An 11,454-nucleotide genomic window follows, 5' to 3' on the forward strand; every position below is an offset into this window, starting at 1 on the left:
ACCCCTTGCGTTTTGGCGCGGGCGGCAAGTTCTTCAGGGGTGAGGGTGCCGTCGGAGACAACGGAATGGCAATGCAAGTCAGCGTTCAGGGGGGCGTTCATATTCAGATTCTAGGGGCGACTGGCAAAATGAGGTCATGAATGACTTCATGACCTCGCACGCGACCGATCTATTGTCTTTTGCGGCCTCGGCCTGCATGGTGCTGATTTACCAGCGTTACTTGCGCTGGCGTACCAAGCGTGCCCCGGCTTCCAGTGCTCAGGACGTCATGCTGGCCGCGCGCGCGGCCTGGGTGGGGAGCGTGATGCGTGAGCGGCGCGACATCCTGGCGGTGCAAACCTTGCGCAACTCCACCATGTCGGCCAGCTTCATGGCTTCGACGGCCGTGTTGCTGATCATTGGTGTGCTCACCCTCAGTGCGCAGGGCGACAAGCTCTCCGGGACTTGGCAAATGCTCAATTTTTTTGAGCGCGCGGGTGCTGAAATGTGGTTGTTCAAACTCTTGATGATGTTGTTTGACCTGTTGTTTGCGTTTTTTTCATTTTCCATGTCGGTGCGGATTTTTCACCACATCGGCTATCTGATCAATGTGCCACTGGACAAGGCCAGTGAAGCGGTCCAGATCAGGCGGGTCGAGGCGCAGCTCAACCGGGCCGGCATCTACTACCGCATTGGCATGCGTTCTTATTACTTCACGGTGCCGCTGTTGTTCTGGTTGTTTGGCCCGCTCTGGTTGCTGGGCGCCACCATGGCGATGGTGTTTTTCCTGTTCCATCTGGACCGGGCGCCCCGGCGCGATACCGACCTGATGGGCTAGCCGGGTCAGCTCAGAGCTCGGCAGCCTCGACCAGAAAACGCACGCGTCTTTCACCGCGCCAGCTGTCCACATCGAGCCTGAACGCCAGTGTGACGCGGCTGGGCAGCGGCTCGGTGCGACCAAACCAGATGCCATCGACCGGTTCACCGCGGTGTTTGAGCTTGAGTGACAGGTGTTTGTCAGCCACCAGGCGCTGCGACACCACTTCGAGCTCTTCGCTGAAGGTGGGGGCGGCAAAACCCTGGCCCCAGACCTCGTGGTGCAGCGTGTCCACCAGGTCCGGGCGGCGGTATTCGGGCTTGAGGGCGCCGTCGGTATCGAGGCGGCGCGTCAGCGTGGCGGCATCGAGCCATTCCTGGGCGACCTCGCTCAAGCCCTGCTCAAAGGTGTCCAGCTGGTCAACGTTGAGGGTGCAGCCGGCCGCCATGGCGTGGCCGCCAAAGCGCAGCAACACGCCGGGGTAACGCTTGGCCACCAGGTCGAGCGCGTCGCGCAGGTGAAAACCCGGGATCGAACGACCCGAGCCCTTGAGTTCGTGTGTGTGGCCGCTGGCGCCACTGCTGGCAAAGACAAAGCTGGGGCGATGGAACTTGTCCTTGAGGCGGGCCGCCACAATGCCGGCCACGCCTTCGTGAAAGTTGGCATCGAAGACACAAATGGCGGGCGGGGCTTCGGCTGCGTCTTCAAACAGCGACTCGGCCACCAGCAGCGCCTGTTCGCGCATGCTGCCTTCAATGTCGCGGCGTTCGCGGTTGATGGCATCGAGCGCTTTGGCCAGCTCCAAAGCGCGACCGGCGTCGTCGGTGAGCAGGCATTCAATGCCCAGCGTCATGTCGGACAGGCGCCCGGCGGCGTTGATGCGCGGCCCCAGGGCAAAGCCAAAGTCAAACGTGGTGGCGCTGCGGGCCTCGCGCGAGGCCGCCACAAACAGGGCCGCCAGCCCGGCAGGCAGGGCCTGGGCGCGCACCCGTTTCAGGCCTTGCGCCACCAGGCGGCGGTTGTTGGTGTCGAGCCTGACCACGTCGGCCACGGTGCCCAGTGCCACCAGCGGCAGCAGGGTGTCCAATTTTGGCTGGTTTTGCGCGTCGAATATCCCGCGCTGGCGCAACTCGGCGCGCAGCGCCAGCAGCACGTAAAACATCACCCCGACCCCGGCGATGGCCTTGCTCTCGAAGGCGCAGCCGGGCTGGTTCGGGTTGACGATCACGTCGGCGTCGGGCAGTTCAATCCGGCCATTGCGCAGGGCCGGCAAATGGTGGTCGGTCACCAGCACCTGCAGGCCCAGTTCGCGGGCCCGGGCCACGCCGTCGAAGCTGGCAATGCCGTTGTCCACTGTGATCAGCACGTCGGCGCCACTGGCCTTGACGCGCTCGGAAATGGGCGGGGTCAGGCCATAGCCATCCTGCACCCGGTCGGGCACGATGTAGTCCACATGGCGGGCACCGAGCAGACGCAGGCCGCGCAGGCCGACCGCGCAGGCGGTGGCGCCGTCGCAGTCGTAATCGGCCACGATGCAGAGTTTTTTGTCATCGCGAATGGCGTCCGCCAGCAGGCGCGCCGCATCCGCTGCGCCAAGCATGCTGGCGGGGGGCAGCAGTTTGGCCAGCGCGTCGTCGAGTTCCTGCGGGTTTTGCACACCGCGCGCGGCGTAAAGTTGCGCCAGCAAGGGATGAATCCCGGCTTGCTCCAGCGCCCAGATGCTTCTGGGCGGGGCATCTCTGACCATGATTTTCATAACTGTTCGAGCTTGCTGAGGATGGGCTGTGAACCAAAAAAAGGCCTGATTTTTTGCATCAGGGTTTGCGGCACGGCGTGCCAGCTTTGCGCGTGTCGCTCGCCGCACAAGGTGATTTGAACCGCCTTGCCCCGGTTGTGGGCGTCCAGCAAGGCCTTGATTTCCAGCGCATCCAGGGCATGCCAGGCGCTGGCCCAGGCAGTCCAGTCTTCCTGCAGCGCGGCCTCGCGCAGTGCCGGGACAAGGGTGGTTGGGCTGGACGGCAAGCCCGTGTCAGCAGGCAAGCCGTTGAGTGCCCCGGTGCCGCTGAACCAGATGGCGTTGACGGGCAGCGCACCTCGCGCTTCGCGGGCATCGTTCAGGGAATGGGTGTAAAGCAGCATCTGCATTTCGCTCATCAGCCGGATCAGGCTGCCGGCCTGTGCCGCTGCGGGCATCCAGGGCACCAGGTTGCGGCCCAGCACCCGGTCTGGCGAGGCGCTGGGCAGGCCCTCAAAAACGGCCCCGTGCGCCAGCCAGCGCCCCGGCGCGTCGGGGTACAGCGTGATGCCGTCCTGCGCAAAAAAAGGTCTCATGGTTGCCAACAGGGTGTCGGACTCGGTGGCGCTCAGGTCCTGCATCGGGATTTGGCGCAGGGTCACTTCATGCATGCCGGCCTGCCAATGGCATAGCGTCACAAAAGTCCAGGCGCCTTTCAGGGCGGCCAGCTCCGGGTATTTTTGCGCCTGCAGCGCTGCCCAGGGAATCTGCCCGTCGCTCGGCGTCAGCCCCAAGGTCCGGGCCAGCGCCCGCTCATGGGGCGGCGACCAACTCAATTCGTCACCAACATCGATCGACTGGGCCGTCAGACAAGTCAGGAGCTTTTGCAGATGAGGCAACTTGAGTGAGGGTAGAACACTTTGGCAGCCTTCAGAATGGCTGGCTGCATAGGGGATGATGAGGTGCATGGCGCGATTGTCCGGTTAAAAGCAGCTCTCAGAGCATGGCGAATGGTAGCCGGCCAGCGGTTTACTGCGACAGTGCCAGGTCCAAATCCGCATTGTTGCGCTCGTCGGTATAGGGCGCGCTTCGGCCTGGATGGCTGCTGTCATAACAACTGACGATCACGTTGCTCAAGGGTGCAGACTTGTGCAGCACTTCGACGGCGCAGCGGCCGTAAACGCTTTCGATGGTGGCCAGCAGGTTGCGAGCATAAGGGGTTTCCAGGCGACCGTCCAGAATCAGGTTGATCAGCAAAATGCCCCTGGGTGCCAGTGTGCGGCGGGTATCCTGCCAGAACTCCCGCGTCACCAAATGCCCGGGAATTGACGTGTGGCTGCTGAACACATCCACCACCACCGCATCAAACTGCTTGTCGGTGCTGCGGACAAAGCGGCGGGCATCGTCCACGATGAAGCTGCCTTCAATCGGACCTTTCAGAAAGCGTTGCTCGGCAATGGCGCGGATTTCTGCGTCAATGTCGACGTAGGTGTAATGGTTGCTGGGCTCCTGGTGGGACAAGGTGAAACCACCCGCACCCAGCACCAGAATCTCACGCCCGCTCAGGCCAAGCTCGTCCAGAATGATGTGGCGCAGGTGTTGCACATAACGGGCGTAGTTGGGGGGCTGGCTGTCGTCCATTATCGAGGCCAGCGAATTGTTGATCATGAAAGCGCGCCGGGTGGCTTGTCCGGGCTGCGGTAGGGGCTTGATGGTGTAGTCCGCATAGGCTGTATCCACGACCTCGGCGTTGGGCTGCAGGTTGATGAAAGCAGCCGCCAAGCCCACCATCAGCGCCTTGCTCCAGGCCTGCCAGTCTGGCTTTGCCAGCAACAGGCTGCCCAAAGTCAACAGCACCGCACACATCAGCACCGCCGCCGACACGCCCAGCCATTGCATCATCACCAGTGACAAACTCACTGAGCCCAGAAACGAGCCCAGCGTGGACCAGTACAGGGCGTAGCCGCTGGCTTCGCCCGTGCGCATGTGTTTCATCAGGTTGGTCAGCACGGGCACCGTTTGCCCCAGTAGCCAGGCCAGTGGACAAAGCACGCCGCCGATGAACAAGAGGTAAGCCAGCCAGGTCGGTTGCACCAAGGTGAACAGACCATCGACCGTGATGCGCGCCAGCCCGATACCCGCCAGCAGGGCCGCAATCACAAAATTGCGCGCCACCACCGCCGTGAACCGCTCCGACACCCGCGCTCCAGACCCATAACCCAGCGCCAGCGCCAGCAGAAACAGGCCGATGGTAGGCGCAGTGACCACAATGGCGCTGCCGACATGCGGCACGAGGCGGCGCAGGGCAATGATTTCTGCGCCGAGCGAACAGAAGCCTTCAATGAAAACGATGAGGTAGAGCAGTTTGCGTGGCACGGCAGGTCATCAAGTAGTGGGAGGCTCATTAAACCAAAAGGTGGCAACAGGGGTCGTGTGCATTGATTTTGGGTCGCAATGTCACAATGCCACTTCTTTCAATCGCTTTCAGTCAATGCAACTTCCCTACGAACTCATTCTTGGCTGGCGCTACACGCGGGCTGGCCGGGCCACCCGGCGCAACGGGTTTATCTCGTTCATCTCGGGCGTGTCGATGCTTGGCATTGCGCTTGGCGTGGCAGCCTTGATCATCGTGCTGAGCGTGATGAACGGCTTTCAGAAAGAGGTGCGTGACCGCATGCTGGGCGTGGTCTCGCACATCGAGATTTTTGCCCCCAACGGCGAGGCCCTGCCCGACGCGGCGCGCACGCTGACGCAGGTTCGCGCCAACCCGGCCGTGATTGGCGCGGCCCCTTTCATTGCCACCCAGGCCCTGCTGGCCAGGGGTGAGGACATGAAAGGCACCCTTGTTCGGGGCATTGACCCGGCCCGCGAGGGCGAGGTGACCGATCTGGCGCTGGAACTCAAGAACACCGGTTTGAATCGCTTGATTCCCGGCGAGTTTGGCGTGGTGCTGGGCGCCGAACTGGCGCGCAGCCTGGGGGTGATTGCCGGTGACAAGGTGACGCTGGTGGCACCCAGTGGCCAGGTCACGCCCGCCGGGGTGGTGCCGCGTTTGAAGCAAATGACGGTGGTGGGCACTTTTGATTCGGGCCATTTTGAATACGACTCGGGTCTGGTGCTGATGCACATCGAGGACGCGGCGCGCATCTTCCGGTTGGAAGGCCCCAGTGGCGTGCGCGTCAAGTTGCGCGATTTGCACCAGGCCCGGGAAGTGGCTGCCGAGTTGGCCACCACACTGACTGACAACTTGCTGATCCGCGACTGGACGCGACAAAACCGCACCTGGTTTGCCGCCGTTCAGCTTGAAAAACGCATGATGTTCATCATCCTCACCTTGATCGTGGCGGTGGCGGCATTTAATCTGGTCAGCACGCTGGTGATGACCGTGACCGACAAACGCGCCGACATCGCCATTCTGCGCACGCTGGGGGCCAGCCCGGCCAGCATCATGGGCATCTTTGTGGTGCAAGGCGCCATGGTGGGCGTGATTGGCACGCTCGCCGGACTGGCCATGGGCCTGGGTGTGGCGTTCAATATTGATGTGATCGTGCCGGCGCTGGAGCAGCTCTTTCGGGCCAGCTTTTTGCCCAAAGACATTTACCTGATCAGCCGCATGCCGAGCGACCCGCAACAGGCCGACATCTTGCCGATCGCGCTTATTTCCCTGGTGCTGGCGTTTGTGGCCACGCTCTATCCCAGCTGGCGTGCCAGCCGCGTCAACCCGGCGGAGGCGCTGCGTTATGAGTGATATTGTTTTAAGCGCCCGCGGCTTGACCAAGCGCTTCACAGAGGGGCGGCTCGATGTGACGGTGCTGCAAGGGGTGGATCTGGACGTGCGCGCTGGTGAAACGCTGGCCATTGTGGGCGCGTCGGGTTCCGGCAAAAGTACCCTGTTGCATTTGCTGGGCGGACTCGATGCGCCCAGCAGCGGCTCGGTGCTGCTGCACGGTCAGGACCTGGCGCATGTGGGTGAGGCCGAGCAGGGCCGCCTGCGCAACCGGTACCTGGGGTTTGTTTACCAGTTTCACCACCTGCTGCCCGAGTTCAGTGCGCTCGACAATGTCGCCATGCCGCTGTGGATCAGGCGCATGGCGCATGCCGAGGCGGCGCAGGTCGCCAGCAACATGCTGACCAGCGTGGGCCTGGCCGACCGTCTGCAGCATCGCCCGGCGGAGCTCTCGGGCGGGGAGCGGCAGCGCGTGGCCATTGCCCGTGCCTTGGTGACGCAACCCGCCTGCGTGCTGGCCGACGAGCCCACCGGCAACCTGGACCGCAGCACCGCGCACGGCGTGTTCGACCTGATGCTGGAGCTGGCGCGCACGCAAGGGACGGCTTTCATTGTGGTCACCCACGACGAGGCGCTGGCGGCCCGCTGTGCCCGTCAGCTCAGGCTGGTTCAGGGGCAATTGACGGAAGCGGCTTCGGTTTAGGTGCGTGGATCAGCGTTTTTTTATTTATCATTTGCAGGATGCAAACCTGATTTTTGAGGTGTCAAGATGGCAGTGGAATGGCAGACTGGTTACAAGATTGGCGACGTGGAAGTGGATGCCATGCAAGAGAAGCTGTTCGCGCTGACCAACGCGTTTCTCGCATCCGATGACCTGACGGTGTTGCGCTCCACCATTGTGGCGCTGTGCAAGCAGGCGCGGGCCCAGTTCGAGCTGGAGGAAGCGCTGATGCGACGCCTGAACTTCCCGGGACTGGAGGCGCACATGGCGCAGCATCAAACCTTGTTGGACCGCTTGATCGGTCGCAGCATGGATGTGGGCAAGGGGTACATGAACAAGCCGGCCATTGCCGCGCTGATGCGGGACTGGTGCGAGCGCCATGTGCCTAAAGACGACGCCAAACTGGGCCACTTTCTGGCATCGATCCAGTCTGCCTGACACGCTTGGGATTTGGGTGCATGAAGTTCATCGACACCCACTGCCATCTGGATGCCCCGGAATTCGGTTCAGCCGCTTCTTCTGTGCGGGCCGAGGCCGCGCGCCATCAGGTGGTCATGTGCGTTCTGCCGGCGGTCGAGGTGGCCAACTTCGAGAGCGTGCGCACACTGGCCCGTGCCGGCGGCGACAGTTACGCGCTGGGCATTCACCCGCTGTATGTGAAAGCGGCGCAAGACGACGACCTGGACCGGCTCGACGCCGCGCTGCAGCACTACCGGGACGACCCTCGTCTGGTCGCGGTGGGTGAAATCGGGCTCGACCTGTTTGTGCCCGAGCTCTGCGCAGAACCCCTGCGTACGCGCCAGCAGCACTTTTATGTGACCCAGCTCAAGCTGGCGCGCAAATACGGTTTGCCGGTGTTATTGCATGTGCGCCGCTCGGTGGACCAGGTGCTCAAGGGGCTGCGCACCTTGGCGCGTGCCGACTGGCACGGCATTGCCCACGCCTTCAACGGCAGTGCCCAACAAGCGCAAAGTTTCATCGATCTGGGGTTGAAGCTGGGTTTTGGTGGCGCCTTGACTTATGACCGGGCGTTGCAACTGCGTCGCCTGGCCGCCAGCCTGCCGCTGGATGCCCTTGTGCTGGAAACCGATGCCCCCGACATGCCACCGCACTGGCTCTATAAAACCGCCCAGCAGCGTGAAGCGGGTGAAACGCAGGGCATCAACTCACCCGCCGAGCTGCCGCGCATTGCTGCCGTGCTGGCCGAGCTGCGCGGTCTCAGCGTGGCCGACCTGGCCGCGGCCACCACGCGCAATGCGCTGGCGGCGCTGCCCAAACTGGCAGGGCTGGTGCAAGGGGAATGACTCACCGAGCGTCTTGGGTGGCAGGGGGCGGAGTATCGGAGTCCGCCTCATACGCGCTGCGCTTTGCGAAATCGGCAGACTCCGATACCCCGCCCCCTGCGTGCGCGATCAATCGCCTTGCTGCGGCGAGTTTTCCAGCTTGCTGATATCAAAGCCTTTTTGCGTCAGGCGTTCGAGCAGGGCCTGGTAGATCTTGCTGTCCACTTTCGGCGTGCGCGACAAAATCCACAAGTACTCGCGTTTGGGCTCGGCCACCGCGGCCAGCTGGTAAGCCGGGTCCAGGTCGATCACCCAGTAGTCGCCCCAGACCGCCGGGATGAACGACAACCAGGCCGGGGCAAAGCGGACCTTGAGCTTGGGCGAGTTGGCGTCACCCTGCTGTCTGGCGGCGCCAATGGCTTCGCTGGTTTCGCCGTTTTCGAGCCGGCAACGGTTCACCACCTGCAACTGGCCGGCACTGAGCAGGCTGTAGCGGGCCTGCGTGTTGGCGACACATTTTCTCTGGAAACTGTTGGGGTATTTGGCAATTTCGTACCAGCTGCCCAGGTAGCGCGGCACGTCCAGCGTGGCAATGGCGCTGAGCATCTGTTGCGGCGCGGGCGCTGTTTGCGCCACGACGCTCAGGCCCATCAGGCCGAGGCTGGCGACAAGCAGTTTGATTTTCATTTTTTAACATGCCCTTAGAGCATCTTTTCCAGAAACGCCCGGGTGCGGGGATGCTCGGGGGCGGCAAACAGCTCGCGCGCCGGGCGCGACTCGACGATGGCCCCGCCGTCCATGAAAACGGCGCGGCCCGCGACCTCACGGGCAAAAGCCATTTCATGCGTGACCACAATCATCGTCATGCGTTCCTCGGCCAGCGCGCGCATGGTGTTGAGCACTTCACCGGTGAGTTCGGGGTCGAGCGCTGAGGTCGGCTCGTCGAACAGCATGATGTCGGGCTCCATCGCCAGGGCGCGGGCGATGGCCACGCGCTGTTTCTGGCCGCCCGACAGGCGCGATGGATAGGTGTCGCGCTTGTCGAACAGGCCCACCTTGCGCAGCAGGGCCTCGGCCTTGGGCACGATCTCATCAAGCCGCGCTGCCTTGACGGTCAGCGGTGCCTCGATGATGTTTTGCAGCACGGTCAGATGCGGGAACAGGTTGAAGTGTTGAAACACCATGCCCATCTTGCGGCAGACGCGCCGGATGTCGGCTTCCGGCACGTAGTGGCAATGACCCTGGGCATCGGTGGTCACCAGCGCCTCGCCCTCGATCTCGATGCTGCCGCGGTGGATGGTTTCCAGATGGATCAGGCAGCGCAAAAAGGTGCTTTTTCCCGAGCCGGACGGTCCGATGACGGCGATGACCTCGCCTTTGTCGACGTCGAGCGAGACGCCCTTGAGCACCTCCACCGGGCCGAAACGCTTGTGCACATCAATGGCGCGGATCATCGGACTATTCATCATAGACAGCGTATTTTTTTTCCAGACGCTGGAAGCCGTAGGTCAGCACCAGGGTCATGAACAGGTAGAAGGCGGCGGCCACCACGAAGGGCATGGTCGTGAAATCACGCTGCACAATGCCGCGCGCCGCGCGCAGCAGGTCGTTCATGGCCAGCACGTAAATCAGCGACGTGTCTTTCACCAGCGTGATGGTCTCGTTGCTCATCGGCGGCAGGATGCGCTTGAGCACTTGCGGCAGCACGATGCGGCGCATGGTCTGCGGATAGCTCAGGCCCAGCACCTTGGCGCCCTCGTACTGGCCCCGGTCGATCGACTGGATGCCGGCGCGAAAAATTTCCGCAAAGTAGGCGGAATAGTTCAGCACAAAGGCGACGATGGCCGAGGGAAAGTCCGGCAAGCGCACGCCAATGACCGGGATGAAGGGCAGGGCAAAGTAGATGAACAGCATCTGCAGCATCAGCGGCGTGCCGCGCATCAGCCAGATATAGCCATTGACCAGCGTGCTGAGCAAGGCAAAGCGCGAAATCCTGATCAAGGCCAATGCCAGGCCCAGCGGCACCGCCAGCACGAAGGTGATCAGGAAGACCTGAAGCGTGACGCCGCTGCCCTGTAGCAGGGGTGGCAAGATGGTGGCGAAGTAGTCCATGGGAATGTGTCAGAGCCCGCAAATAAAAATCCGGCCGGGTAGCGCCACAGCGAGCCTACCAGATGGCCGGATGTCGGGTTGCAAGCCCGGCGGCTGACGGATTTATTTCTTGACGATGTCCTTGCCAAACCACTGGGTCGAAATTTTGGCGGCGGTGCCATCCATCTTCATGTCGTCGAGCGCCTTGTCCAGCTTGGCGGCCAGCTCGGTGTCGCCCTTGCGGGTGCCCACACCGTAGTCTTCGGTGCCGAAATGTTCGTCCAGCACACGGTACTCGCCCGGCTTCTTGCCGGTGTAATAACGGCCGACGATTTCATCCACCACCAGCGCATCGAGACGGCCGACGGAGAGGTCCATCAGCGCCGTGACGTTGTCGCCAAACTTCTTGATTTCCTTGATCGACTTGGCGGTCGCCTCGTCCTTTTGAATCGCTTCCACGGCACTGCTGCCGTCCTGCACGCCGACCACCTTGCCGGCCAGTTGCGCTTTGTTCTTGACCGGCGATTTCTCGGTCACCACGATGATCTGGCGGTTTTCCAGGTAGGGTTTGGTGAACAGGATGTTGGCTTTGCGTTCTTCGGTGATGGTCAGGCCGTTCCACAACACGTCGATACGATTGCCATTGAGCTCGGATTCCTTGGCGCTCCAGTCGATCGGCTTGAAGCTGACCTCGACGCCCAGGCGTTTGCCGGCCTCTTTGGCCAGATCGATGTCAAAGCCGACCAGTTCGTTTTTGTCATCACGAAAACCCATGGGCGGGAAGTTGTCATCCAGGCCAATGACAATGGCTTTGGCAGCGACCGGAGCCGGGGCCGCCGCCGCAGGCTCTTCCTTCTTGCCGCAACCCGTGACTACCAGGGCAGCCATCAGGCCGGATATCAACCACACAGCGTGTTTTTTCATTTGTTTTTCCAGTTGTGAAAGGGGTAAGCAGGACGAACAGGGTTCAGGCGAGGGCAGCTGCTGCAACACACCGTGCTGCCCGCTGCGTCTTGGTAGAAACCCTTGGATTTTAGCGCCTGCGGCGGTTCCAAGACCTGTGGGATCGATTGGGGATAATCGTTCCATCTTGAAAAAAAA

General features: G+C 62.2%; 13 protein-coding genes and 1 pseudogene. 5 read left to right on the plus strand and 9 right to left on the minus strand.

The window, feature by feature from the left end:
• Positions 1-101 (minus strand): annotated as a pseudogene (locus tag NDI87_RS13465) (phosphatase); the annotation flags it as partial.
• 47 nt (positions 102-148) lie between these two features.
• Here NDI87_RS13465 and NDI87_RS13470 point away from each other — a divergent pair.
• The gene (locus NDI87_RS13470; RefSeq protein WP_296275857.1) at positions 149-817 is read left to right on the plus strand and encodes a DUF599 domain-containing protein; all 669 of its coding nucleotides are present in this window, start codon (positions 149-151) and stop codon (positions 815-817) included.
• Positions 818-827: 10 nt separating this feature from the next.
• Here NDI87_RS13470 and recJ read toward each other — a convergent pair whose 3' ends face one another.
• From recJ to NDI87_RS13485, 3 genes are all read right to left on the minus strand, one after another.
• Positions 828-2,552, minus strand: coding sequence for a single-stranded-DNA-specific exonuclease RecJ (recJ, locus tag NDI87_RS13475; protein ID WP_296275859.1), 1,725 nt, complete (start codon positions 2,550-2,552; stop codon positions 828-830).
• A complete protein-coding gene (locus tag NDI87_RS13480) occupies positions 2,549-3,499 on the minus strand; it encodes a phosphoglycerate mutase (protein WP_296275861.1) in 951 nt (316 codons plus the stop codon). The genes recJ and NDI87_RS13480 overlap by 4 nt, the downstream gene beginning before the upstream one ends.
• Before the next feature lie 61 nt (positions 3,500-3,560).
• Positions 3,561-4,907, minus strand: coding sequence for a fused MFS/spermidine synthase (locus NDI87_RS13485; protein ID WP_296275863.1), 1,347 nt, complete (start codon positions 4,905-4,907; stop codon positions 3,561-3,563).
• A gap of 115 nt (positions 4,908-5,022) precedes the next feature.
• Between NDI87_RS13485 and NDI87_RS13490 the strand changes: the two genes are divergently transcribed.
• The 4 genes from NDI87_RS13490 (at position 5,023) to NDI87_RS13505 (ending at position 8,283) form a co-directional block, all read left to right on the plus strand.
• Positions 5,023-6,279 (plus strand): lipoprotein-releasing ABC transporter permease subunit, encoded by a 1,257-nt coding sequence (locus NDI87_RS13490; RefSeq protein WP_296275864.1) that lies wholly within the window; start codon positions 5,023-5,025, stop codon positions 6,277-6,279.
• On the plus strand, positions 6,272-6,961 hold the full coding sequence (gene lolD / locus NDI87_RS13495) for a lipoprotein-releasing ABC transporter ATP-binding protein LolD (protein WP_296275866.1): 690 nt from the start codon (positions 6,272-6,274) through the stop codon (positions 6,959-6,961). The genes NDI87_RS13490 and lolD overlap by 8 nt, the downstream gene beginning before the upstream one ends.
• 66 nt (positions 6,962-7,027) lie before the next feature.
• A complete protein-coding gene (locus NDI87_RS13500; RefSeq protein WP_296275868.1) occupies positions 7,028-7,417 on the plus strand; it encodes a hemerythrin family protein in 390 nt (129 codons plus the stop codon).
• Between the two features lie 20 nt (positions 7,418-7,437).
• Positions 7,438-8,283, plus strand: coding sequence for a TatD family hydrolase (locus NDI87_RS13505; protein WP_296275870.1), 846 nt, complete (start codon positions 7,438-7,440; stop codon positions 8,281-8,283).
• 108 nt (positions 8,284-8,391) lie between these two features.
• Here NDI87_RS13505 and NDI87_RS13510 read toward each other — a convergent pair whose 3' ends face one another.
• From NDI87_RS13510 to NDI87_RS13530, 5 genes are all read right to left on the minus strand, one after another.
• Positions 8,392-8,949 carry a lipocalin family protein gene (locus NDI87_RS13510; protein WP_296275872.1) on the minus strand — a complete coding sequence of 186 codons (558 nt, stop codon included), beginning with the start codon at positions 8,947-8,949 and terminating at the stop codon, positions 8,392-8,394.
• A 14-nt stretch (positions 8,950-8,963) separates the two neighbouring features.
• Positions 8,964-9,716, minus strand: a complete 753-nt coding sequence (locus tag NDI87_RS13515; protein ID WP_296275874.1) for an amino acid ABC transporter ATP-binding protein — start codon at positions 9,714-9,716, stop codon at positions 8,964-8,966.
• Positions 9,717-9,720: 4 nt separating this feature from the next.
• Positions 9,721-10,374 (minus strand): amino acid ABC transporter permease, encoded by a 654-nt coding sequence (locus tag NDI87_RS13520; RefSeq protein WP_296275876.1) that lies wholly within the window; start codon positions 10,372-10,374, stop codon positions 9,721-9,723.
• Between the two features lie 102 nt (positions 10,375-10,476).
• Positions 10,477-11,277 carry an amino acid ABC transporter substrate-binding protein gene (locus NDI87_RS13525; RefSeq protein ID WP_296275877.1) on the minus strand — a complete coding sequence of 267 codons (801 nt, stop codon included), beginning with the start codon at positions 11,275-11,277 and terminating at the stop codon, positions 10,477-10,479.
• A partial coding sequence (locus NDI87_RS13530; RefSeq protein WP_296275879.1) for a hypothetical protein occupies positions 11,274-11,454 on the minus strand: 181 nt, incomplete at its 5' end. The genes NDI87_RS13530 and NDI87_RS13525, both read right to left, overlap by 4 nt.

The sequence above is a fragment of the Rhodoferax sp. genome, from assembly GCF_023701345.1.
GTDB lineage: Bacteria > Pseudomonadota > Gammaproteobacteria > Burkholderiales > Burkholderiaceae_C > Rhodoferax.